The 23,638-nt window shown below is 63.6% G+C and carries 21 protein-coding genes; 6 read left to right on the top strand and 15 right to left on the bottom strand.

Annotation, left to right across the window (positions count from 1 at the left end; all coding sequences use genetic code 11):
* Positions 1-11: 11 nt before the first annotated feature.
* Entirely contained in the window at positions 12-791 is a 780-nt protein-coding gene (locus ACFOJ9_RS24915; protein ID WP_378982269.1) for an SDR family NAD(P)-dependent oxidoreductase, read from the bottom strand.
* 62 nt (positions 792-853) lie between these two features.
* Entirely contained in the window at positions 854-1,291 is a 438-nt protein-coding gene (locus ACFOJ9_RS24910) for a DsrE family protein (RefSeq protein ID WP_378982267.1), read from the bottom strand.
* Between the two features lie 102 nt (positions 1,292-1,393).
* On the opposite strand from ACFOJ9_RS24910, the gene ACFOJ9_RS24905 reads away from it, so the two are divergent.
* Positions 1,394-2,497 (top strand): hypothetical protein, encoded by a 1,104-nt coding sequence (locus ACFOJ9_RS24905; RefSeq protein ID WP_378982265.1) that lies wholly within the window; start codon positions 1,394-1,396, stop codon positions 2,495-2,497.
* A 156-nt stretch (positions 2,498-2,653) separates the two neighbouring features.
* Here the strand turns inward: ACFOJ9_RS24905 and ACFOJ9_RS24900 are convergent, their stop codons facing one another.
* On the bottom strand, positions 2,654-3,601 hold the full coding sequence (locus tag ACFOJ9_RS24900; protein WP_378982263.1) for a cation diffusion facilitator family transporter: 948 nt from the start codon (positions 3,599-3,601) through the stop codon (positions 2,654-2,656).
* 5 nt (positions 3,602-3,606) lie between these two features.
* Positions 3,607-5,796: an anthranilate synthase gene (locus ACFOJ9_RS24895; RefSeq protein WP_378982261.1), complete on the bottom strand. Its 2,190-nt coding sequence runs from the start codon at positions 5,794-5,796 to the stop codon at positions 3,607-3,609.
* A 319-nt stretch (positions 5,797-6,115) separates the two neighbouring features.
* On the opposite strand from ACFOJ9_RS24895, the gene ACFOJ9_RS24890 reads away from it, so the two are divergent.
* Positions 6,116-6,886: an isocitrate lyase/PEP mutase family protein gene (locus tag ACFOJ9_RS24890; RefSeq protein WP_378982259.1), complete on the top strand. Its 771-nt coding sequence runs from the start codon at positions 6,116-6,118 to the stop codon at positions 6,884-6,886.
* 7 nt (positions 6,887-6,893) lie between these two features.
* Here ACFOJ9_RS24890 and ACFOJ9_RS24885 read toward each other — a convergent pair whose 3' ends face one another.
* The 4 genes from ACFOJ9_RS24885 to ACFOJ9_RS24870 form a co-directional block, all read right to left on the bottom strand.
* Entirely contained in the window at positions 6,894-7,949 is a 1,056-nt protein-coding gene (locus ACFOJ9_RS24885; protein ID WP_378982257.1) for a succinylglutamate desuccinylase/aspartoacylase domain-containing protein, read from the bottom strand.
* A gap of 88 nt (positions 7,950-8,037) precedes the next feature.
* Positions 8,038-9,216 carry an MFS transporter gene (locus tag ACFOJ9_RS24880; protein WP_378982255.1) on the bottom strand — a complete coding sequence of 393 codons (1,179 nt, stop codon included), beginning with the start codon at positions 9,214-9,216 and terminating at the stop codon, positions 8,038-8,040.
* A 127-nt stretch (positions 9,217-9,343) separates the two neighbouring features.
* The gene (locus tag ACFOJ9_RS24875) at positions 9,344-10,720 is read right to left on the bottom strand and encodes an FAD-containing oxidoreductase (protein ID WP_378982253.1); all 1,377 of its coding nucleotides are present in this window, start codon (positions 10,718-10,720) and stop codon (positions 9,344-9,346) included.
* Positions 10,717-11,178: a DUF4126 domain-containing protein gene (locus tag ACFOJ9_RS24870; protein WP_378982251.1), complete on the bottom strand. Its 462-nt coding sequence runs from the start codon at positions 11,176-11,178 to the stop codon at positions 10,717-10,719. Before ACFOJ9_RS24870 ends, ACFOJ9_RS24875 begins: the two co-directional genes overlap by 4 nt.
* Positions 11,179-11,364: 186 nt before the next feature.
* On the opposite strand from ACFOJ9_RS24870, the gene ACFOJ9_RS24865 reads away from it, so the two are divergent.
* A complete protein-coding gene (locus ACFOJ9_RS24865) occupies positions 11,365-11,922 on the top strand; it encodes a sugar O-acetyltransferase (RefSeq protein WP_378982249.1) in 558 nt (185 codons plus the stop codon).
* A 29-nt stretch (positions 11,923-11,951) separates the two neighbouring features.
* Here the strand turns inward: ACFOJ9_RS24865 and ACFOJ9_RS24860 are convergent, their stop codons facing one another.
* Together ACFOJ9_RS24860 and ACFOJ9_RS24855 are read right to left on the bottom strand one after the other, a co-directional pair.
* Positions 11,952-13,235, bottom strand: a complete 1,284-nt coding sequence (locus ACFOJ9_RS24860; RefSeq protein ID WP_378982247.1) for an ATP-binding protein — start codon at positions 13,233-13,235, stop codon at positions 11,952-11,954.
* Positions 13,232-13,891 (bottom strand): response regulator, encoded by a 660-nt coding sequence (locus ACFOJ9_RS24855; RefSeq protein ID WP_378982245.1) that lies wholly within the window; start codon positions 13,889-13,891, stop codon positions 13,232-13,234. The genes ACFOJ9_RS24860 and ACFOJ9_RS24855 overlap by 4 nt, the downstream gene beginning before the upstream one ends.
* A gap of 165 nt (positions 13,892-14,056) precedes the next feature.
* On the opposite strand from ACFOJ9_RS24855, the gene ACFOJ9_RS24850 reads away from it, so the two are divergent.
* Positions 14,057-14,323 carry a PepSY domain-containing protein gene (locus ACFOJ9_RS24850; RefSeq protein WP_378982243.1) on the top strand — a complete coding sequence of 89 codons (267 nt, stop codon included), beginning with the start codon at positions 14,057-14,059 and terminating at the stop codon, positions 14,321-14,323.
* Between the two features lie 59 nt (positions 14,324-14,382).
* Entirely contained in the window at positions 14,383-14,913 is a 531-nt protein-coding gene (locus tag ACFOJ9_RS24845) for a cytochrome b/b6 domain-containing protein (RefSeq protein WP_378988027.1), read from the top strand.
* A gap of 60 nt (positions 14,914-14,973) precedes the next feature.
* On the opposite strand, the gene ACFOJ9_RS24840 is transcribed toward ACFOJ9_RS24845, so the two are convergent.
* A complete protein-coding gene (locus tag ACFOJ9_RS24840; RefSeq protein ID WP_378982241.1) occupies positions 14,974-15,969 on the bottom strand; it encodes a GlxA family transcriptional regulator in 996 nt (331 codons plus the stop codon).
* A 126-nt stretch (positions 15,970-16,095) separates the two neighbouring features.
* Between ACFOJ9_RS24840 and ACFOJ9_RS24835 the strand changes: the two genes are divergently transcribed.
* On the top strand, positions 16,096-16,740 hold the full coding sequence (locus ACFOJ9_RS24835; protein WP_378982239.1) for a cysteine hydrolase family protein: 645 nt from the start codon (positions 16,096-16,098) through the stop codon (positions 16,738-16,740).
* Between the two features lie 66 nt (positions 16,741-16,806).
* Here ACFOJ9_RS24835 and ACFOJ9_RS24830 read toward each other — a convergent pair whose 3' ends face one another.
* From ACFOJ9_RS24830 to ACFOJ9_RS24815, 4 genes are all read right to left on the bottom strand, one after another.
* Positions 16,807-18,486, bottom strand: coding sequence for a formate--tetrahydrofolate ligase (locus ACFOJ9_RS24830; protein ID WP_378982237.1), 1,680 nt, complete (start codon positions 18,484-18,486; stop codon positions 16,807-16,809).
* A 391-nt stretch (positions 18,487-18,877) separates the two neighbouring features.
* Positions 18,878-20,002, bottom strand: a complete 1,125-nt coding sequence (locus ACFOJ9_RS24825; protein ID WP_378982235.1) for a DUF2333 family protein — start codon at positions 20,000-20,002, stop codon at positions 18,878-18,880.
* 207 nt (positions 20,003-20,209) lie between these two features.
* Positions 20,210-21,508, bottom strand: a complete 1,299-nt coding sequence (locus ACFOJ9_RS24820; protein ID WP_378982233.1) for a DUF6638 family protein — start codon at positions 21,506-21,508, stop codon at positions 20,210-20,212.
* 219 nt (positions 21,509-21,727) lie between these two features.
* Positions 21,728-23,638, bottom strand: a complete 1,911-nt coding sequence (locus ACFOJ9_RS24815) for an AAA family ATPase (protein WP_378982231.1) — start codon at positions 23,636-23,638, stop codon at positions 21,728-21,730.

Genomic DNA, 23,638 nt, shown 5'->3' with positions numbered 1-23,638 from the left:
CCGATAGCCGCTCAAGGCATCAACTGGCCGCCATTCACCTCGATCACCTGGCCGGTGATGTAGCCGCTCAAGAGATCGGAAGAGAGGAACAGATAGGCGCCGACGCAATCCTCAGCCGTGCCGGCGCGTCCCTGCGGAATGGTGGCGACCATGCCTTTGATCTGCTCGTCGGTCGAATAGCGCTCGTGGAACGGGGTGAGAATGGTGCCGGGCGCCACCGCGTTGACGCGGATGCCGAAGCCGATCAGCTCCTTGGCCATGCCGCGCGTCACATTGGAGACGAAGGCCTTGGCCGAGCCGTAAAGCCCGGCGCCGCCGCCGGCACCATTGCGCGCGGCGATCGAGGAGGTGTTGACGATGAAGCCGCCCTGTTTCTTCAGCCACGGGATCGCCTTGCGCGAAGCGGTCAGCACCGAACGGGCGTTGAGGTCCATCACCGCGTCATAATGCGCTTCCGTCTGCTCGGCATAGGGCACGCGGCCAAGCATGCCGCCGGCATTGTTGACCAGCCCGTCGAGGCGGCCGAGATACTGCGCGCTATCCTCGACGACGCGTTCGACATCGGCGGCAACGGAGAAATCGCCCTGGACGAGAAACACCTCGCCGCCCTTGTCGGCGATCGTCATGCCGAGCTTCTCGGCGGCGGCTTGGCTCGAATTGTAGTGCAGCGCCACCTTGCATTTCTGCGCTGCATAGGCCAGCGCGAGCGCCGCCCCGATGCCGGTCGACGCACCGGTGACCAGCACTGCCTTGCCGGCAAGATCGGGTATGCTGAGTGTGGTGGCTGGCATGGTTCCTCCTCCGGGACTTCGGCCCGTCCTTCGTAGGCCCTTGTCGCACCGGTGTTCAAGCCTCAGGGGCGCAGATAGGCGTAGCCCTGTCCTTGCAGTTCGGCGAGTTTGACGACGCCGCCCTTGTCGGCGGCATGGAAACCGGCGAGCAGCTCGGCGAGCGTAATATCCATGCCTTGCATGGTGTTGGCGCAGGCATGGGATTCCAGCCCCTGCTGCACCAGGCCGGCGAAGCGCCCGGAAATCGCGGCCGATATTCCCTTCGACTTGAAGCTGGCCAAGGCCGGACCATGCACGACCAGTACGATGTCGACATTGCCGCCGGTGCCGTCATAATGGTTCTTGATGTTGCCGAGCACGAAATTGACCTTGTCGACGTCACTCAAGTGATAGGCAACCTTCTGCCTGGCGGGCTCCGTCGTCGCCGCCTGCGCCGCCCGCAGGCCAAGAAGCGTTCCGGTTCCAGCAAGAACCGCGCGGAACATATCGCGCCGGCGCATGGCATCCTCCTCGGCTTGGCGGCCCACCGCGAATTGCATGGCTCCAGCCGCAATACTAGCATAAATTGACGTCACGTCCTGTCGATGCGGAGGAGAAGTCACATGGCGTTTGGGGTGGGGGAATGGAAGACAGTCGCGGGCGCCGGGTATGGCGTCGCGCTGCTTGGAGTGCTTGCCGGTTCGGCCTTCGCCGACGATGCGCTCAAGCTCACCGAACTCAGCCCCAACGGTGCCGACGCCTGTTTCGGCCGCGTCTATGACGCGGCGCACCTCAAGGCGCATCCGAAGCAGAAGGTGGCGCGGATCTTCTTCTACTACGGCCATGATCCGGTCAGCCGGCCGAACGAGGAACCTACCGCGAATTCCGACACGTCCTACAATGCCTTCATCGCCACCACCGTGCGCGGCGCCAAGGCGCCTGAATGGGCCGGTGGCTGGTGCAATCACGAGTCCGAGGACGGCAGGACCGGCCCGATCCATTGTGGCATGGAGTGCGACCGGACGCTGGCGTCGCTGAAGGTCGACGACAAGGGCCGGCTGTTCCTCTCGGATCTGCAGCCCGATATTTATCTCGATGCCGGCTCGGAAGAAGAACTTGGCGCTGCGGAATATAGCAGGCAGGCACTCGGCAAGGATGACGACAATTTTCGCCTCGACCCGATCCCAGCGGCGACCTGCAAGGCGGAGTTCGCGCGCATCGATCCGGTCGACCCGGCGCTCGGGTCCCCGCTGCGCGAGCGGCTGAAGCCGGACCAGGCCTTCTGCTATGGGCGCGACTACGATGCAGCCCATCTCGGCTCGCACCCCGACCAGCTGACGCAGTCGATCCGGGTCTTCCGCGGATCGGTGGAACTCGCGTCCTTCGCCTCGGGCGGCGATGCCGCCAACTGGCCTGACGGCGCCGACATTGCCGTTACCGTTACCACACGGCAGAAATCGGCTGAGGTGACGCAGACCTATTCCTGCCAGGGCGAGGCCGACCAGTGGCGCTGCGCGGCCAGCGCGAAGATGAGCGATTTCTCCTGCGACATCGCGCAGAAGGAGATTTTCCTCAAGCGCGGCGTCAACGGCACGATGATGCTGGCCAATCCCAACAGCGCACTCGCGATCGTCGATCTGTGCTCGAAGGCCGCCGACGGCAAGACAAAATCCGACGACAAGGTCTATCGGCTGCAGCCGATGCCGCAATCGGCCTGCTCGCCTTGAGGCCAGTCGATATTCAGGTGATGCCGGCCTGCGAATGGCGGCTTCCTGTGCTTCCGGTGCTCACGTACTTAAAGTACGCTCCGCTCCGGTTCTCGGAAGTCACCATTCTCGGCTCGGCCTGACCTGAATCTCGACAGGCCTCAGGCTAGCGCAAGGCTAAGCAAACGGCACGGCCGTCGTGCCCTTGGGGAGCTTGGCCTCGTCGTCGGGCTCGACATGGATGGTGACGCGCACCGAGGGGATTTCGGCCCTCAGCGCGTCCTCGATGCGGTCGCAGATGACGTGGCTGGCGCCGACCGACATGTCGGCGTCGACGACCAGATGGAACTCGATGAAGGTGGCACGTCCGGCGATGCGCGTCTTGAGGTCGTGCACCTCGAGCGCGCCCTTGCAATTGGCCGAGATGACGTCGCGGATGCGCATGTGCTCTGCCGTGTCGACGGCGCGGTCCATCAGGCCGTTCATCGACGAGCCGATGACGTGCCAGCCCTGCCACAGGATGTTCAGCGCCACGAGGACGGCAAGCGCGGGGTCGAGGATCTGCCAGCCGGTCAGGATCGCTCCGACCAGGCCGCCGAAGACGCCGATCGAGGTGACCACGTCGGTCATGATGTGATTGCCGTCGGCGACCAGTGCCGGTGACTTCTCCGCCCTGCCGGCGCGGATCAGCGTCCAGGCCCAGAAGGCGTTGATGACGGTGGCGACGCCGTTGACCGCGAGGCCGCTCCAAGGCTGCTCGAGTGGTGCCGGCGTCTGCCAGGAGCGCCAGACCTCGTTGAGGATCAAAAGGGCGGCGAGCACGATCAGCACGCCTTCCAGCACCGCCGAGAAATACTCGGCCTTGTGATGGCCAAACGGGTGATCCTGGTCGGCCGGTTTGTAGCTGACCTGGATCGCCCAGAAGGCGGCGGCCGAGGCAATGACGTTGACGATCGATTCCAGCGCGTCCGAATAGAGCGCTACGGAGCCGGTGACGTACCAGGCGATGAGCTTCAGGCCGAGCACGATGGCGGCAATGATGATCGACCAGAAGGCAAGGTTGGCGACCTTGCGCTTCGCAGCCGCCCTGGCCGCGATCGCCATCGTGTTCTCGGCTTCAGCCATCGACGTCAGGCGGCCTTTTCCTTGGCCTTGCGCGGCAGGTGGGCGACGATGTTCTCGATGATGCGCATGCCGGCATTGTGGCCGAGCGTCATGATCGATTCCGGATGGAATTGCACCGCGGCGATCGGCTCCTTGCGGTGCTCGAAGGCCATGATGACGCCGTCCTCCGTCTCGGCCGTGACGATGAAATCGTCGGGCAGCCGCACCGGATCGGCGAAGATCGAGTGGTAGCGGCCGACGGTGACTTCCTTGGGCAGACCGGAGAAGATGATGCCGGGCTTCGAGACGCGGATGCGCGAGGGCTTGCCGTGCATCGGTATGTGCAACTGCCTGAGTTCGCCGCCATAGGCCTCGGCCAGCGCCTGCAAGCCAAGGCAGACGCCGAAGATCGGCAGGTCGCGGGCGCGCGCCTTCTTGATGGTCGCGGCGCAATCAAAGTCCTTCGGCGTGCCGGGACCGGGCGACAGCACGACGAGGTCGGGCTTCAGCCGGTCGAAGACTTCCTCCGGCACCGGCGAGCGGACGGTCGAGACATTGGCGCCGGTCTGGCGGAAGTAATTGGCCAGCGTGTGAACGAACGAGTCCTCGTGGTCGACGAGCAGGATGTTGACGCCGTCGCCGACGCGCGCGGTGGTGCGTTCGGTGCTGGCGGAATTGCCCGTCTTGGCGTCGCGGATGGCGGAGAGCATGGCGGATGCCTTCAGTTCGGTTTCGGCTTCTTCTTCCTCGGGAATGCTGTCGAAGAGCAATGTGGCGCCGGCGCGTACTTCGGCAATGCCGTCCTTGATGCGGATGGTGCGCAAGGTGAGGCCGGTGTTCATGTCGCCGTTGAAATTGACCATGCCGATCGCGCCGCCATACCAGGCGCGCGGGCTCTTTTCGTTCTGTTCGATGAAGCGCATGGCCCATAGCTTCGGCGCGCCGGTGACGGTGACCGCCCAGGCGTGCGACAGGAAGGCGTCGAAAGCATCCATGCCTTCACGCAGGCGGCCTTCGATGTGGTCGACAGTGTGGATTAGGCGCGAATACATCTCGATCTGGCGGCGGCCGATGACGCGCACCGAACCCGGCTCGCAGACCCGCGACTTGTCGTTGCGGTCGACGTCCGAGCACATGGTCAGCTCGGATTCGTCTTTCTTCGAGTTGAGCAGTTTCAGGATTTGCTCTGAGTCGGAAATGGCATCGTCGCCGCGCTTGATGGTGCCCGAGATCGGGCAGGTCTCGACGCGGCGGCCGTTGACGCGCACGAACATTTCCGGCGAGGCGCCGATCAGGTATTCGCCTTCGCCGAGATTGATGAAGAAGGAATAGGGCGAGGGGTTGATGGCCTTCAGCTTGCGCGAAATCTCTGATGGCTGCGTCTCGCAGCGCTCGTAGAACATCTGGCCGGGCACGACCTCGAACAGGTCGCCGCGCTTGAACGAATCCATCGCTTTGCGCACCAGATTGGCATATTCGCCCGGTTCATGGTCACCACGCGGCGGAATGCTGTCGGGGCTCTTGAACGGCTCGGCGATTTCGTCGCGCGGCAACCCCTCCGTCGAAAACCCGTCGCCGGCATAGTCGTAGCGGTCGGTCCAGGCCTTGGCCGAATAGTGGTCGACGACCAGGATTTCGTCGGGCAGGAACAGCACAAGGTCGCGCTGGCTTTGCTTGCGCTCGAGCTTGTAGTCGACCGGGTCGAACTGGAAGGCGAGGTCGTAGCCGAAGGCACCGTAAAGACCGAGATTGGCGTCTTCCTCGGTCTTGAACAGAGCGGTGATGGCGCGCAGCACGGTGAAGACAGAAGGAACGCGGCTGCGTTCTTCTTCCGTGAAGACACGGCCGGGCTTGGCGACGTCGAGGCGGATGAGCTTTTTCGACGTCTCGGCGATGGTGACATCGGCCAGGCTGGCGAGCGCCTTGCCGATGACCGGCAGCAGCGCCTGGCCACGGCCGTTCAGCGCCTCGATGCGCATGGCGCGACCACGCGCCGAGATGACCAGCGGCGGGTCGATGATGGCGGTGTCCCAGCGCGTGTAACGGCCGGGATATTCATAGTTGGAGGAAAACACCGCACCGCGGCGTGAATTCAAGCCGTCGACATAAGCGTCGATCGCGCCCGCATAGGGCCGATCATGGCGCTCGCGGGTGATGGTGATGCCACCCGCGGTCACGAAACTTTCCGCCCCGTTTTCCAGAACCTTCATCGTCACTGCCGTCTCCATCAGCTTCTTGGGGCAACGGACCCGGGAATGGCTTGGAAAAAACAAATGGCCGCCCGGACTTTCCGTTGCGGCCACCCTCTCTTTTCACGCGCACGTGTTCGAACAGGCCGCTGTCAGCAGGCCCACCACCAAATGGTCTTGGTCGAACGCATATTCATGGCGAAATCCATAGCCGCGAAAAACGGGATGCGCAACTGATTTGAAAAGCCTGTCCGGTGGCCGCCGCTTCTGCATCTCATGGCACATCGCCAGGGCGGACAGTGCCGCTTAGACTGTTCCTCTAACAGCAGGAGACGGGAAAGCAACCATGACCGAGCAGATCGATCGCGCGCGGACGTTCCATTCCCTCCATGTCAAGGGAAACCCAATCGTTCTCTACAATGCCTGGGATCCGGGCTCGGCCAAGATCGTCGAGAAAGCAGGAGCCAAGGCGATCGCCACCGGAAGCTGGCCGGTTGCGGCCGCGTTCGGCTACGCCGATGGCGAGAAAATCCCGCTGGAGCTGGCGCTCGACAACATCAGGCGCATCGTCGGGGCGGTAGACCTGCCGGTGACCATGGACCTCGAGGGCGGTTACGGCGTCGATCCGGAAATCGTTGCCCGCACGGTAACGTTGGCGCTGCGGGCCGGCGCTATTGGTTTCAATTTCGAGGATCAGATCGTCGGCGGCACCGGCTTGCATGACATCCCTGTCCAGGTAAAGCGCATCCAAGCCGCGGCGGCGGCCGTCAAGGCTTCCGGCATACCGGCGTTCATCAACGCTCGAACCGACATCTTCCTCAAGGCGAAACCGGATGCGCATGATGACGTCCTGCTCGACCAGGCCATCGAGCGCGCACAGGCCTTCGAAAAAGCCGGCGCGCACGGCTTCTTTGCGCCGGGTCTTGGCGATGAGGGCCTGATCAAGACGCTCTGCAAGGCAATTGCGTTGCCGGTCAACATCATTGCGCTGGCGCACGTGCCGCCGCGCCAGCGGCTGGCGGAACTGGGTGTCGCCCGCGTCAGTCACGGCCCGGTGCCTTACCGGCAGATGGCCGAATGGCTGGAGGCGAAGGCACGACAGGCCATTTCCGGATAGGCTGGAGTTAGTCCTCCAACGTTCCCGACCTGGCGTCGGCGCTCTTCCTGTCGCCGACCAGCTTCAACAGATCCTCGCCGGCGCGGATGATGCGGCGCGAACGGCGGGTCAGGATGATGCCGTCCTGTGGCGCGAACACTTCCGTGCGGCCATCGGTTTCACCTGGGGCATGGACGATGGTGGCGAGGCGCGCGCCCCTGGCGACGCGGTCGCCGGGTGTCACGTCATAGAGCACAGCACCCGCCCGGGGCGCCGGCATCATGTCGATGTTTTCCAATGGGGCGACGACGCCGGTGAAAGGACCGAGCGCGGGCAGGGTGGTATCGGTGATCACGCCGCGTGCCACCAGCAGCCGGTAGAGCCCTTCGGCGTCGGCGGTGGCCAAGGCGCCGTCGACATCGAGGATGCCGCGATATTCCACCGTGGTGGCGACGCGACGGTCGAGCTTCGCCACATCGGCGGGGACGTTCTGGTAGGGCATGATCGAGGCACCCTCGAAGGTGCCGTCGGTGTCCTCGCTCCACAGCACGACCGCATCAACGCCCATGGCGGCGGCGCAATCGGCCATGGCCGGCCATAGGCTGGTGTGCACGTAGAGATAGGCGAGACCTTCATCGTCGCAATGCAGGTCGAGCACGATGTCATGGCCGAGCGACAACTGCACCAGCCGGGTTTTCAGACGCTGGTCTACGCTGCCAAGGGTGGTGTCGGGCAAGAGGGCTGCGTCGGGCGCGGCGAGCAGCGGAAAGCCGCGGTTGAAATTGGTGCGCGTGCCGAGATGAAAGCGGCCCTGATGCTCGCCGAAATGATATTGCGCCCGGCCGATCGGGTTGGCCCAGGGCACGATGGTGAGGTTGCCCTTGATGCGGCCTTCGGCTTCGGCCTTGGCCAACATCGGCATCAGCGCGTCGATGGCGACGACGCCCGGCAATTCGCCGGCATGGAGCGCTGCCTGCAGATAGGCTGAAGGGGCAGACTTGTCCGCGCCCGCGAAGCGGAACAGCGGGAATTCGTAGGAAACGCCTTCGCTTTCGCCGGCGATGCGCTCGATCGATTTCTGCATGACTTCCTCCATCAGGGACCAGAAGACATGCCCAGTTGAAGGCGTCGATGTCGATTGGTCCAGCCTGCCGCGCTATGGGCGCAAGAGACTATTCCGCTGGAGCCTGGAGAGGGATGACAGGCGCGCGCCGATCCAGCGACTGCGACAGCACAGCGACGGCGACCGCCAACAAGGCGATCACTGCACCGACCAGCGGCAAATTGGCATAGGAAACACCGGCGGAAAGGGCCACGCCGCCGATCCAGGCGCCGCTGGCATTGCCGACATTGAAGGCGCCCTGGTTCAGCGTGGCGGCGAGGTTCGGCCCCTCGGAGGCCGCCTCGACGACGCGGATCTGCAGCGGCGGCACGACGACGAAGACGAGCAGGCCCCAGAGGAAGACGATGCCGATGGCAACGCTTGCTATCGCGCCGAACTGCATGAAGCCGACAAACAGGACCGCCAGCAACAGCAGTGTGCCGATGACCGTCGGCATCAGCTTCCAGTCGGCCAGCCTGCCGCCGATGATGTTGCCGATGGTCATGCCGGCGCCGAACAGCAGTAGCACCCAGGTGACCGCCGAGGTCGACAGGCCGGAGACGTCGGTCAAATAGGGTTTGATGTAGGTGAAGACGGCAAACAGGCTGGCCGAGGCAAGGGCCGCGATCAGCATCGCCAGCCACACCTGCAGCTTGCCCAGCACGCGCAGCTCGCCGCGCAGGCCGCCACCGCTCGGTTCAGTGACATCGGACGGCACCAGCCAGGCGATGGAAGCGACTGAGATCAGGCCGATGCCGACCACGGCCCGGAAGGTGGCGCGCCAGCCGAAGGCTTCGCCTAGTGCCGTGCCGGCGGGAACGCCTAGGATGTTGGCCAGGGTCAGCCCGGCGAACATCAGCGCAATGGCGCTGGCGCGCTTGTTGCGCGGCACCAGGCTGGCGGCAACGACCGAGCCGATGCCGAAGAAGGCGCCATGGCCGAAGGCGGTGAAGACCCGTGCGGCCATCAGCGTCCAGTAGTTGGGCGAGATGGCGCAAAACAGATTGCCGACGACGAACAGCACGGCCAGCCCGACCAGCACAGGCTTGCGCGGCAAATGCGCGGTGGCCATCGCCACGATCGGGGCGCCGAAGACGACGCCCAGCGCATAGCCGGTGACCAGCAAGCCCGCCGAGGGAATGGACACGCCGAGATCGGCTGCGACCTCCGGCAGCAGGCCCATGATGACGAATTCGGTGGTGCCGATGCAGAAGGACGCAATGGCAAGCGCAAGGATCGGCAAGGGCATGGGGCGTCCAGACTGAATCGGTTCAAATTTGAGACTGCGCGAAGGACGCCACCGTGCGCAAGCTGCATTGCTGCATTGCAGCGATGCAGAAAAGGAAGGGCTTTGAAATGGATACCCGCAGGCAAAGTCAGGCCAGCGGCTTCAACTCCTGGGCAATGGTGGGCAGAAGTTCCGAGACATTCGGATGAATGTGCACGGCGCGTGCCAGCGTATCGACGGGCGCCTTGGCGTACATCAGGTCGAGAACGCAATGCACCGCTTCGTCGCCGCCGGGGCCGAGCACCGAGCAGCCGAGGATATGCCTGGTGTCGGCGTCGACCAGGATCTTCATGAAGCCCTGCGTCTCGCCCTTTTCGATAGCGCGGCCGACGCGGGTCATCGGCCGCTGGCCGACCAGCGCGCGACGGCCGGATTTCTTCACCGCGGCCTCGGTCATGCCGCAGCGGCCGAGCGGCGGGTCGATGTAGAGCGCATAGGCTTCGATGCGATCACTGACCTTGCGCGGATCGTTGTCGAGCAAATTGGCGGCGACGATCTCATAGTCGTTGTAGGAGGTGTGGGTGAAGGCGCCCTTGCCGTTGCAGTCGCCCATCGCCCAGATGCCGGGCACGCTGGTGCGCAGTTGGTCGTCGACGGTGACAAAGCCGCGCTTGTCGACTTCGACACCGGCCTTGTCCAGGCCGAGATCGTCGGTGTTGGGCGTCCGCCCCAGGGCCAGCAGCACGTGCGAGCCGACCGCCGGCGGTTTGCCGGCCGAGAAGGTCACGGCAATGTCCTTGCCCTCTCTGGCGAAAGCGATGTCGTCGGCGCCGAGATGGACCGTGATACCTTCGTTTTCGAGGATCGACAGGATGGCAGCCGAGACGTCCTCGTCCTCGCGGCCGGTCAGGCGGGGGCTCTTCTCGATGACGGTGACTTCGCTACCGAAGCGGCGGAACATCTGCGCGAATTCGAGCGAGATGTAGCTGCCGCCGACGACGATGAGATGGCACGGCAGCACGTCGAGATCCATCATCGAGGAATTGGTCAGATAGTCGATGTCGTGGATGCCGGGCAGGTCTGGGACCGAGGCGCGGCCGCCGGTGTTGAGGAAGATCTTTTCGGCGGCCAGCAGATCGTCGCCGACGCGCACCGTGTTGGCGGATTCGAAACGCGCATGGCCGCGATAGAGCGTGCAGCCCTTCATGCCGGCAATCCAGGTCTCGAGATTGGTGCGGGCGTCGATCGTCACCTTGTCCTTGCGCGCCTTGATCCTGGCATAGTCGACCCCGACGGGGCCGCTGAGCGTCACGCCATAGTCTGCAGCACGGCGCGCCAGATGCGCGGCATAGGCGCTGGCGACCATGGTCTTGGTCGGCATGCAACCGGTGTTGACGCAAGTGCCGCCGACCAGCTTGCGCTCGATCAGCGCCACGCTCATGCCGGCGGCGTTCAGCCGGCCGGCCAGCGGAGGGCCGGCCTGTCCGGCACCGATGATGATGGCGTCGAAGGTTTTCGTCGTCATGCCACCGCCGCTACGATCAGCAGACCGCCGATGATTGCCACCGCGTCCTCGATGAAGGCGGCGGGCTGATCCTTGCCGAAGGCCGCTGCGAGCCGGCCGCGTGCTTCGGCGCCGCCCAGCGTGCCGATGACAGCGCCGATGGCGCCGGCAATCAAGCCTCCGATGGTGGCGCCGCCTGTCGCGCCGATCACCGCGCCGGTGAAGGCACCCATGACGATGCGGGCGCCGAACTGCTGCGGTACCTTGCGGCTCGGCATCGACGGCAGCTGGTCGGTGACCAGTTCGACGATGCACAGGATGGTGAAGATGCCGACAGCCGCCCAGTGGCTCATGAAACTCGCCCAGGTGCCGGCCACCGGCAGCCAGCCGAGATACGCACCCCAGGCCACGGCGGCCGGCGCGGTCATGGCGCGAAGACCGGCAATAACACCGATCAGAAGTGCGAGAATGTAGAACATGGTCGATCCCCCTCGATCACCGGGCAAGGACAGTCCGGCAAGAGCAGGCTAGCATAGGTCCGGCATTTGACCAGCGCATGACTGCGAGAAATTCGATTGGATTTAGCGCACAGTGCTGCCGGATGCTGGCACTTTCCCGTTCACTGCAATTGTGCTTTGGCAAAAGCTCTAACAGGAGACACCGTCATGGCTGGAAGCGAGCGCACAAAGATGGCGGCCGGCGAATGGTACACGTGCCTCGATGACGAACTGGAGGCATTGCGGGTAATAGCGCGCGACGCGCTGTTCGAGCACAATTCGCTGCCGCCGCGGCAGCGCGGCAATCTCGGGCCGGGCTTGAAAGCTTTGCTCGGCAACGCCGGCGAGGGCGCCCGCATCGAGGCGCCGTTTCACTGCGCCTATGGTTTCAACATCTTTCTCGGCGACGGCGTCTTCCTTAATGCCGGCTGCACCATCCTCGACACAGCGAGTGTGCGCATCGGCAAGGGAACGCTGCTTGGCCCCAATGTGCAGATCTACTGCGCCGAGCACCACAGGGAGGCCGCTGGGCGGCAAGCTGGACTGGAGATCGCCAAGCCGGTCGAGATCGGCGCCAATGCCTGGATCGGCGGCTCAGCCGTCATCCTTGGCGGCGTCAGCATCGGCGAGGGTGCCATCGTCGGCGCCGGTGCGGTGGTGACACGCGACGTGGCTGCGAACACCACGGTGGTCGGCAATCCGGCACGGGCGATCAAGGGTCGTTGACGTTACGCGGTGGGAACCGGATCGTCGCTTCAAAGCCGTCCTGCCAGGACCAGCGTCGCATCGATCTGTTGCAGGATTTTGTTGACGATTGCCAGGCCGAGGCCCGATCCCTCGGCGCGCGTCGAGCCGCGCTTGAACCGTTTGATCAGGCTGCCCGGAACCGGAACCACCGGACCTTCGTTGATCACGCCGAGGCTGGCATCATCGCCTATGCGCACAACCACTTGTGCGCCCCCTGCGCCATGTCGCAAGGCATTCTCGATAAGGTTGCGCAGCACGATGGCCAATGCATCCGTGTCGATCGCGGCGTATGCCTTGGCCTTTGGCGTTTCGAGGCGAAGGCGGCCTTTGTTCTGGCTGCGCTGTTCGAAGTCCGCGACCACCAATGCCGCGACCGTGGCAAGATCGGCAGGCTTGCCGGCGACCGCCACTCCGGCATCGGCACGCGCCAGCTGCATCAGCTTTTCGGACAGGCCGGCGAGATCGGACAGCGCCGCCTTGATCTGGCGCGGGCGTTTTCTTGCCACCTCGTCCGGGGCTTCCGCGATCAGCCGCTCCGTCTGTGCCAGTGCGCCGGCGATCGGGGTGCGCAATTCATGCGCGGCGTTCGCGGTGAATTCCTTTTCGGCGTCGAGCGCCATATGCAGGCGCCGCATCAGGCTGTTGACCGACTTGGCGATGGCGGCGAGTTCGGAGGGGAGGTCCTCGGTGCGGATCGGAGCAAGGTTGTCGCCGTGGCGGGCGCTGATCTCGCCGCGCAGTGTCGCGATCGGCCTCAGGAAACGCGCCAGGGTCAGCCACGCGACAAGTGCGCTCAACGGGATGAGGATGACCATCGGTATCAGGAAGCCGGTGGCGGCCTCGAGCGTTTCCTCATTGCGCCTCGAATCGAGCTCGGCGACCTGGATGAAAACCGTGCAGCTGATTGCGGGCTCGGTGTAGATCCGCCAGCCGGCTGCTTCCGAGAAGCCCTGCGTGAGTTCGGCCGTGAGCGGCTCCGCGGGGGCATCATAGGAATGTATGAGAACGCGGCCGCTGGCGTCCCGCACCTGAAACATCAGGCGGCCGCCGTCATCATCCGAAACGGCCTCCGCCAGCCTTCGCGGCGATTGCGACGCCTCGCGCCCGAAAAGATCGTCGATGACCAGCGGCAGCAGCCGGCGCGCCGCTTCCTGCATGGAACTGTCCATGGCTTCGTTGATTTCACGATGCAGCGTGATGCTTCCCGTGCCCGCGGCGACAAGGCCGAAGGCGACCGTGACCAGGATCAGCGAGGCAACGAGGCGACCGGCAAGGCTGTTGAGCAGTCTCATGGGGATGCCAGACGGTAGCCCAGCCCCCTTACCGTCGTGACGGCGTCGCGCCCGATCTTCTTGCGCAGGCGACTGACATAGACTTCGACGGTGTTGCTCTCGATCTCCGCGCCGAAGGCATAGAGCGCGTCCTCGATCTGGTTCTTGCCGACAGTCATGCCGGGCCGGCGCAAGAACTGCTCCAGCACCGCCCATTCGCGGGATGTCAGCATGGCCTCCGTGCCGTCCACGACGACGCGGCGGGCTGCCTGGTCGATTTCAACCGGCCCGAGCCGGATCAAAGGGTTCGGATTTCCCGCGTAGCGGCGCGCAACCGCTGCGAGGCGTGCGGACAATTCGCCGAGATCAAACGGCTTGACCAGATAGTCGTCTGCTCCCGAATTCAGCCCCTCTATCCGGTCGGAGAGCTGGTCGCGCGCGGTCAGGATGATGACCGGCGTATCGGTGCCTCCACGGCGCAGAGTCTTCAGGAGTTCGAGGCCCCTGCCATCCGGCAGATGCAAATCGAGCAGGACGAGTTCATAGGAGACGACATGAAGGTGATCGCCGGCTTCGCCAAGCGTCGTGCTCCAGTCCACGGCATGGCCGTCGGCGGCGATGTGATCGCGCACCGCCTCGCCCAGTACCGGGTCGTCTTCGATCAGCAGAACGCGCACCTTGCCTCCATGTTCAGCAGCACGCCCGTCCATGCGGCACGAGGCTGACAGGAAGCTGAATGAAAGCCAATTGCGGCTTTTGGACAATGCAAGGTGCGTTCAGGCTGCTGTCAGGTTTCACGGCCAGGGTCCGCGACATCGGAATTGGCCGATGGAGAAAACAAGATGAGGACCTTGATCCTGACCGCGCTGGTGACGGCTTTTGCCGGGCCAGCCTTTGCCGCCGACAAATGCAATGTGCCGACCGACCAGTGGCAGCCGCGCGAAGCGCTGCAAAAGAAGCTTGAAAGCGAAGGCTGGAAAGTTCGCAGCATCAAGACGGAAAACGGCTGCTACGAAGCCAAGGCGCTCGACGCCAACGGCAAGAAGCTGGAAGCCGTCTTCAACCCCAAGACGCTCGAGTCGGTCGGCGCCGATTCCGACGACGGCTGATCGCCATGAACGCCACCGTTTCGACACGAGAAACCTCGGTCGAGTCGACATGAGAAAATCTGGTCAGGGTCTGGAGCCCCTACGTTCGCCTCTTTCACTGGTCCCTGGTCCTGTGCGTTGCGGTGGCGTGGCTTTCCTCCGGAGAGATCATGAAGGTGCATGAACTGGCCGGCTATTGCGCTGGAGTTCTGATTGCCTCGCGTTTGATTGCCGGGTTGGTGGGATCGGGATACACGCGCTTCCGCCAATTCGTGCGCGGGCCGCGCGTGGTAGGCTTGTATCTCGCCGATGTGGCGCAGGGCCGCGAAAGGCGTTATCTCGGCCACAATCCCGCCGGTGGGGCCATGGTGCTGGCGCTTGTCGCTTGCGTCGCAGGAATTGCGCTTACCGGCTGGATGCAGACCACCGATGCCTGGTGGGGCGTGGCTTGGGTAGAGGACACGCACAAGATCCTGGGCAATGGTATCCTGGTGCTGGTCGGGCTTCATGTTGGTGGCGTGATGCTGGCCAGTCTGCGCCACGGCGAGAATCTTGTTCGCGCCATGGTCACCGGCCGCAAACGCGCGCCATCGGCGGAAGATGTCGCCTGACCATGGAGACTGGAGATCCCAAGGGCGCCGCATCGATGCGGCGCCCTTTGCCTTTCTATCTCAGTGCGAAACGCCGCGCGCTATTGGTTCGTCCTGATCGGCCCGCCGGGAGAATTCCCGCCGATACTGCGCCGGCGATGTCTTGAGCCTTGCGGCGAAATGCTGGCGCAGCGAGGTGGCGCTGCCGAAGCCGGCTTCGAAGGCCACCATGTCCATCGATTTCTCCGTTGCCTCCAGCAACCGTTGAGCCAGTTCTATCCGCTGGCTGGTTAGCCAATCGCCGAAACTGGTGCCGATCGATTTCTGGAAGCGGCGGGTAAAGGTGCGCCGGGTCAGGCCGGCGGCCTCGGCGACGCTATCCAGGCTATGCGTCTCTCCGAGCGCCGCGCGAACCGCGTCGAGGGCTTGGGTGAACCGGTCGGCGTCCGCGCTTCTTGTCACCGGATGCTCGATGAATTGCGCTTGCCCGCCCTGCCGATGCGGAGAAAGAACGATCTGGCGGGCGAGCCGCAGTGCCGCTTCCGCGCCGTAGCGGGCGCGCACGATGTGGAGACAGCAGTCGAGGCCGGCGGCGACGCCGGCCGAGGTGACGACATCGCCATTGTCGACATAGAGCACCGAGGCATCGACGGCGACGTCGGGATGGAGTTTCTGTAACTGTTCGGAATAGGCCCAGTGCGTCGCGGCACGGCGGCCCGAAAGCAGCCCGGCCGCGGCAATGGCGAAGGTTCCCAGGCACAGGCCGACGATCAAGGCGCCGCGCCCGTGTGCCTGACGTAGTGCCTCCATCAGCAGCGGCGGTGCCGGCTCGCCGAGATGATGCCAGCTTGGGACGATGACGATGTCGGCGCCGTCGAGCCCTTCGAGCCCATGCGGCGCGGCAATTGTCAGTCCCGCTTCGGTGTGGATCGGACCGGCCTTGACCGCGCAGATGCGGAAGTCGAAGCGCGGCAGGCCAAGCGCCGTCCTGTCCTCGCCGAAGACAAGGCACGGCACGGAAAGATGGAACGGGCTGATGCCGTCGAAGGCGAGGACGGCAATGATCGGGTCGGTCATGGGTGCTTCCGGCAGTTGAAAGCGGATTGTCCCAATTCTTTCGAATAATGTCAATCGGGCCACTTTTAGCAGGCCGGCGACCCGCCTATTTTCGGTCCATTGCATTCAAGCCGGAAGGAAAACACCATGTCTGACCCAGCCAACACCACGCCACGCCGGGCGCTGATCGTCGTCGATGTGCAGAACGACTATGATGGCGGCAATCTCGCCATCCAGCATCCGCCGTTCCGCGACAGCGTCGTCCATGTGGCGCGGGCGATGGATGCGGCGACCGCGGCCGGCATCAAGGTGGTGGTCGTCAAGCAGATGGCGCCCGAGACATCGCCGATCTTCGCCAAGGGCAGCCATGGCGGTGAACTGCATCCCGAGATCGCCAGGCGTGAGCGCGACCATTATGTCGAAAAGAACCTGCCCTCCGCCTTCACCGGCACCGACCTCGAGGACTGGCTGCGCGCCAACGCCATCGATACGATCACGGTGGTCGGCTACATGACGCATAATTGCGACCTGTCGACCATCATCCACGCCGTGCATATGGGCTTTGCTGTCGAGTTCTTGTCGGATGCGACGGGCTCGGTGCCTTACGCCAACAGCGCCGGCTACGCCTCGGCCGAGGAGATCCACCGCGTGGTCACGATCATCCTGCAGTCGCGCTTTGCCGCCGTGCTCAAGACCACCGAATGGGTCGAGTGCCTGAAGACCGGCGCGCTGCCGGAACGCGATACGATCTTCGGCTCCAACCAGCGGGCGCTGTCGCGTAGCGCTGCGTAGGACTATCTGGAAACAGAAAGGGCGCCGCATCGCTGCGGCGCCCTTTGCGGTTTGAATTGAAGGATTTTAGAACAGGCCTTCAATCTGGCCCATCTCGTTGAGGAAGATCTTTTCCGAGGACGGCGCCTTGGGCAGGCCGGGCATGGTCATGACCTCGCCGCAGATGATGACGACGAAGCCGGCGCCCGCCGAAAGCCTGACCTCGCGCACCGGCACGGTGTGGCCGGTTGGCGCGCCGCGCAGATTCGGGTCGGTCGAGAACGAGTACTGCGTCTTGGCCATACACACCGGCAGGTGGCCATAGCCGGCCTGCTCCCAGGCGTGCAACTGGTCGCGCACCGACTTGTCGGCGATCGCTTCCGAGCCGCGATAGATGCGCTGGACGATGGTGTTGATCTTCTCGAACAGCGGCATCGCGTCGGGATAGAGCGGGGCGAACTGCGAGGCGCCGGATTCGGCCAGCGCCACCACCTTGTTGGCGAGGTCCTCGATGCCGGCCGAGCCGTGGGCCCAGTGCTTGCACAGGATCGCTTCTTCGCCCATCGAGGCGACATAGTCCTTCATCGCCTGGATCTCGGCGTCGGTGTCGGAATAGAAATGGTTGATGGCGACAACCGCCGGCACGCCGAACTGGCGGATGTTCTCGATGTGACGGCCGAGGTTGGCACAGCCCTTCTTGACCGCTTCGACGTTTTCCTTGCCGAGGTCTTCCTTCTTGACGCCGCCATTCATCTTCATGGCGCGCACGGTGGCGACGATGACGGCCGCGGCCGGCTTCAGGCCCGCCTTGCGGCACTTGATGTCGAAGAATTTTTCAGCGCCAAGATCGGCGCCGAAGCCGGCTTCGGTGACGACATAGTCGGCGAGCTTGAGCGCCGTCGTGGTGGCGACGACCGAGTTGCAGCCATGCGCGATGTTGGCGAACGGGCCGCCATGCACGAAGGCCGGGTTGTTCTCCAGCGTCTGCACCAGATTGGGCTGCATGGCGTCCTTGAGCAGAACGGCCATGGCGCCGTCGGCCTTGAGGTCGCGGGCATAGACCGGCGACTTGTCGCGGCGGTAGGCGACGATGATGTCGCCGAGGCGCTTTTCCAGGTCCTTCAGGTCGGTGGACAGGCACAGGATGGCCATCACTTCCGAAGCAACGGTGATGTCGAAGCCGCCCTCGCGCGGAAAGCCGTTGGCGACGCCGCCGAGCGAACAGATCATCTCGCGCAGTGCGCGGTCGTTCATGTCCATGACGCGGCGCCAGACGACGCGGCGGGTGTCGATGCCGAGCTCATTGCCCCAGTAGATGTGGTTGTCGATCAGCGCCGAAAGCAGATTGTGCGCCGTGGTGATGGCGTGGAAGTCGCCGGTGAAGTGGAGGTTCATGTCCTCCATCGGCACGACCTGCGCATAGCCGCCGCCGGCGGCACCGCCCTTGACGCCGAAATTCGGCCCGAGCGAGGCCTCGCGGATGCAGACGATCGCCTTCTTGCCGATGCGGTTCAGGCCATCGCCGAGGCCGACCGTGGTCGTCGTCTTGCCTTCGCCGGCCGGCGTCGGGTTGATGGCGGTGACGAGGATCAGCTTGCCGTCCTTGTTGCCCTTCACCGACTTGATGAATTCGGCTGAGATCTTGGCCTTGTCGTGGCCGTAGGGCAGCAGATGTTCGGTCGGGATGCCGATCTTCTGGCCGATCTCCTGGATCTGCTTTTTCCTGGCGCCGCGCGCGATCTCGATGTCGGACTTCACTTCGGCCATGACGGCTTTCCTCTGGATTGGACGGTGGAGGGGACGGGTTTGATCTTACTGGCAAGCAGGTTGGAACCGGGCGCGGGCATGTTCTAACCCTGTCGCTGCCGCGGCGTCAACTTGCATGCAACTATGTTTCCTCTAGAGAAAATTCCTCTGCGGACCGGCCGACCTGTCGTCGGTTCTTCCTGGCTCCGTTGCCGCGCCGTATAGAAGCCAGAGGACGCGTCGCTCTGCCGTCTCAAAACAGCCGCAGAATGCACGGAATGCGACAGAGGCGACGACGCAAATTCGCCATCGCCTGCCTAAAGCGCCTCGCGCTTTAGGCTCTTATTTTTATGCATGTCGTTCTCCCAAAACCGGGACCACTTTTGGGCGACATGCATTGGGCTGAACAGCCTTACTGCGTCAGAACGTTGCTGATTTCGACCATGTTGGAGCGCACCCTGAGCACGTAGAAACCCATCGTCGTCAGATGCGTCGGCAAGATCCAGCCGTCCTCGCGGCCATTGGCGATGATGAAGGGCTGGATGCGCAGCGCCGAGACGAACTGTGAGTCCATTGTGTCCCACAGGTTCTGCAGATGCTTTTCCTTGATGACGTCCTCGAAGTCGGCCTGGGCGCCCTTCATCAGGCCGTAATAGCCATAGAGCTGGCCATAGGCGAACCAGAAGCGGTCGTCGGCGCGGAAGTCGAACCAGCCATTGTTGTGGTTCTCAGCACGCTCCTTGAGGATCGCCGAGGTCGAGCCGATGTCGGACGAGATACGGTCGATATATTGTTTCAGATTGTCGGCGCGGGCGTCGAACGTCGCCTGGCAGGTGGCGAGGCGAGCATTGAAGGAACGCAGCATGCGCACGGCGTCGCGATAGTAGCTTGGCGTCGGTGTCTTGGGGCCGAACGGGTTCAGGCCGAAATACCAGGTCTCTTCGTCGAACTGCAGGTTGCCGCGGGCATTCTGCAGATCGCTGTCGATCTGCGAGGTGGTGCGCACACGGCCGAGATTGTCGGCGAGTTCGGTCGCCGTGCGCCGCACCGCCTGGTTGATGCCGCGCTGGAACGAGGCCTTGTTGTCCATCCACGGCGTGTGGTCCCAGTCGATGCCGAACAGGCCGAGCTTGTAGAGGATCATCGACGAGATCCAGGCATTCTGGTTGACGTTGAAGTCGGTCAGGTCGGCGGCGATCTGGGCAATACCGGAGTTTCCGCAGGTCTTGGCGGTGTCCGTGCCGGCGCCGGCGGCAACCTGTTCGCCGGCGGAGACGTTGCGCTTCTCGAACGTGTAGGAGTCGGGATAGTTCGGGTTGAAATTGTTCCACCACTGGGTGGCATAGAAGAAGTTGGCGTAGAGGCCGATCAGCACCAGCAGAGCCACGCCGAGCGCCGCCTTGAGGATCCAGCCGCGCTGCGTGTACCAGCGCCCGGCCCACAGGAACGGCCACAGGATCGCGCCGATCACAAGCCCGATGCCGCGGCCGATCCATTGGAAAATCCGGGTGAAGAAGTTCACGATCGGATCGAGCATGGCGATGTCACCCCCTCAAAGCATGATGCCAAAAAGTTGCAGACTTTTTGGATAACATCATGCGCCAAAACAACAAGTTAGAACGAAATAACGGTTCGTTTCGTTCTAGAGCAATTCCAGGAAAAGTGTGAAACGGTTTTCCGTCCGGAATTGCGTCAAATCAAAGAGATAGAGCGGTTCGGCGTTTCCGTTAAACGGTGAACCGCTCTAGTCAGTCAGGCCGTAGAGGCGTGTGCGAAACGCCACCTTGTCCTTCAAATATGTGGTTTTGAGAACGTCCACAACATGCGATCGCCAGGCATCGCTGAAGCCGTCATAGTCCTCGTAGAAGCCCTGCTTGTTGAAGATGTAGCGCGAGACGAAATCCGACGGCACGAAATCAGAGATCAGCCGATTGGTCAGCCAGGCGTCGGGATGGTCGGGCTTGGCGCGGATCACCAGGAAACGCTGCTGCGGGAAGACATCGTCGATCTTGAGGTGGCCGAGTTGGGCGATCTCGCGCTTGGCGGCGTTGAGGAAGGGAAAGTTGCCGTCCCTGGTGATCAGGTCGGCATGGCTCTGGATCCAGGTCTGCAGCCAGACCTTGTCGACATCGGTCAGGTTGCGGTCCGGCTCGGCATCGCGGATCAGCGCGCGCACCACCATCTCGGCGCGGTGCTCGAGATAGCCCGAGGTCTCGACCCAGGAGGCACGCGGCAGCTCGATGCGGCCGGTGGTGGCGAGGAACTTGAACACCTTGTCGGCGTCGTTGATCGAGAGATAGCTGACCTGCCACGGCCGCGAACGGCGGAAGCCGGGCGCTGCCGGATCGCTGATCACCGTCGTCATGTCGGGGTCGACGAATACGTAGAGGCCGCCGAAATGGCTGGTCCAGTAGGCGTTGTGGCGGAAGATGATCTGGTCGGGCACCAGCGCGTTCTCGCGGATGTCGCCGCAGATCTTGGCGAGCTCGACCATGCGGGTCAGCATGGTGTTGTCGCGCCAGGCGTCGGGTTCCTGCTTCAGCCGGTCGACGAGCTTGCCGAGTTCGGCGGCCTTGCCCAGCACATCCTCGGCCGACAGCACCTTGAACTCGACCTGGCTGATCGACAGCAGGTCCTCGATGTCGTTGACCTTGGGAACGGAATCCTCGATCTCGCCGTAGATCACATCCTTGATGGTCAGCGCGTCGATGGCGCGCTGGTTCTTGGACATGAACTCGAACATCAGCTGCGAGGTGTTGGAGAAGGCGGTGTGCACCACCGGCAGGTCGATCTGCGACGGTGTCAGGATGATGAAGCGGCGGTTGACCTCGTTGGGATCGAGATAATCATAGTCGTCGCATTCCTCGGCCACTTCGGGCGAGAAGCCGGTGCGGTCGATCTGGAAGCTTTTCAGTTTCGTCGGCTTCAAGCCGAATGCGGCCAGCGCCTTGTTATAGCGCTGGATCAAATGCGGCTCGTCGACCGTCAGTAGCCGGCCATAGATCAGCTCATTGTCGCGCAGAAGATCGGGTTTCTTGGCCATTATTCCTTCTCCCCGTTCACGGGGAGAAGGTGCCCGAAGGGCGGATGAGGGGCGCGGCTCTTCCTTCTCCCCTTGTGGGAGAAGGTGAATCGCCGCGTAGCGCCGAGACGGTTGAGGGGTGTTGGCCGGAGCGCTGTTGGTGCCAAGCTGGAACACCCCTCATCCGTCGCCTTCGGCGACACCTTCTCCCACAAGGGGAGAAGGGAAGGACGGCTCAGCTCACGCATTCCATAGCCCCTTCTTCTTCATCTCCTCCATCTCGCGCGCGGCCCGTTCGCGCAGGCGGGCATCGCGCAGCAGCTTTTGCACCGCGGAGTCGTCGGATTTGTCGGAATAGCGGAACTCCGAGTCGGCGTAGCGGTTGATCTCCTGCATGACCATGTCCATCGAGAACGGCCCGCGCAATTCCTCGATCATCGCTTTCTTCTCGTCGTAGCCCTTGTGCATGAAGACTTCCGGCTTCTCGAACCAGTCGTCGGGAAGCTCGATGTCCATGGCGCGCATCTTGATGGCGTCGGTGACGTTCTTGATGGCGCGGCCGGTGAAGCGCGGCTCGGCATCCTTGATCAGATGCAGATAGGTGCCGATGTCGGCCATCGATTTAGGCGCGCCGTTCTCCTTCATGTAGCGCTCATAGACCTTGATCAGCCCGTCTTCCCTTGGCTTCTCGTGCTCTTCATAGGCCTCGGTCACGGCGCGCTGGATTTCCTGCGCGGCGTAGAGATTGTGGTCGCCGAGCGGGATCTTGTGGTTCTTGCCGGCGAGCAGCACGAAGATGTCGATGTAGTCGTCGCGGCTCTGCGGCCCGTCGACCAGCCAGCGGGCGCCGGCGCGCTGGCGCAGCGCGTCGTCGACATTTTCGGGATAGTTGGAGAACATGCCGAACGAGCAGTTGCCGCGCACCACCGTGGCGGCACCGGCGAAGGCATCCATCAAGACGCCGGTGATCTCCTGCTGGCCGGCCGAGGCGCGGTCGTCGGAGCGGCGCGCCGCCACCTGGTCGATGTCGTCGACGGTGCCGAAGCCGATGACGCGCGGGTTCAGCACATTGTTGATGAACTGGCGGCAGTTCTGGCCCGACTTGCCCTGATAGGACGAGATCTGGTCGACGCCGAAATTCTCGTAGGCGAAGGGATAGCCGGCGACCTGGCAGTAGCCATTGACGAGGCCGGCGATCATCTGGATCAGGGTCGTCTTGCCGGTGCCGGGCGCGCCGTCGCCGATGAAGGTGAACAGGAAGCCGCCGAGCTCGACGAATGGGTTCATCTCGCGCTCGAAATCATAGGCCATCAGCATCTTGGCGAGCTTGACCGACTGGTATTTGGCGATGTGGTTGCCGACGACCTCTTCCGGCTTCTTGAAGGTCATCACCAGCGGCTTGGAGCGCTTGCCCGGCGCGACGTCGAAACCATCGAGGGTGAAATCGTCGGCATCGATGCGGATATGGGCGTTCTCGAACGGGCCGATGCCGTCGAAGCGGCCCTTGCGCGCCAGAAGCCCGTCGATGGCGACGCGGGCGAGGGCGCGCGCCCGGGTCATCAGGTCGGCGTCGTCGGACGATCCTGATATCGCCTTGTCGAGGCCGGCCAGGATCGACTTCACCGCATCCTGCGGCGTGTCGAACAGGAAGTCCGGCTCGGGAATGTCGTTGGGCGCCTCGCCGTCGCTGTCGATCAGCTGGAACAGATAGGAGGCGAGGCTGAAGGCGGAGATGTAAGCCGAGGCCGACAGAAGCTTCTTGAAGGTGGACGCCTCGTCGCCTTCGAGCGGGGCGCGGGTGTTCTTGGCCTGCAGACTTTCAAGGTCCGAGCCCTCGGCAAAGACGTCCGATATTGCGAGCGCGATCGCCGTGCCGCGGCGGGCGCGAAACAACAGCGTGTGCTGCGGGATGGTCAGCAGCTGGTCGTCGGGATGAACGGCGCCGACGGTCTTCGACAGCTCGACCTCGCGCGTGCGGCGCACCGAACCGACCGAGACGGTCGAGACGAAGCGGCGGTTGGTGCCGGCAAGTGCGGTGCCGGACTCGCGTGACGGGTCCTCCAGCACGACGACGCGGGTGATGAAGCTCTGCGCGGTAGCGCGGTGCTTCTCGATGGCGGCTTCCGGGATGGTGGTCAGGCCGGTATCCAT

The sequence above is a fragment of the Mesorhizobium cantuariense genome, assembly GCF_042647205.1.
In the GTDB taxonomy this organism is placed as follows: domain Bacteria; phylum Pseudomonadota; class Alphaproteobacteria; order Rhizobiales; family Rhizobiaceae; genus Mesorhizobium; species Mesorhizobium cantuariense.
This window is presented reverse-complemented; position numbering and strand designations above follow the sequence as displayed.